Consider the following 333-nt stretch of genomic DNA (forward strand, 5'->3'; position numbering starts at 1 on the left):
ACCCGTCAAGCCCACGCCCAGCTCGGCACCACCCCCGCAACCGGATCGCCCGACCGAACCGGATCACCCGACCCGGCGGGATCGCGTCACCCGGGCCGATCGTGTGACCCGGCTGCAGCGCACGCCCCAGCGGGATCGGGTGACCCGGCCATGCTGGGCGAACAGACCGACCCAGCCCACACGGCCGACACGGCCAACACGGCCGACACGGCAGGCGCAGTCAGCACCACAAGCGCGGCTGGCACGGCTAACGCGGACTCGGCGAACACGGCTGACGTGGTCAACGCGGCGGGCGCGGCTGGCGCGGCCGACACCGCTGGGGTGGCGAGCACA

1 protein-coding gene is annotated in these 333 nt (G+C 73.9%); it reads left to right on the plus strand.

Going from position 1 to position 333, the window contains the following annotated elements; translation table 11 throughout:
• Window positions 1-150 precede the first annotated feature (150 nt).
• Window positions 151-333: hypothetical protein (locus HCK04_RS41775; protein WP_205831305.1), on the plus strand; the 183-nt coding region annotated here is incomplete at its 3' end.

This window comes from Microbispora sp. CL1-1, from assembly GCF_012034195.1.
GTDB lineage: Bacteria > Actinomycetota > Actinomycetes > Streptosporangiales > Streptosporangiaceae > Microbispora.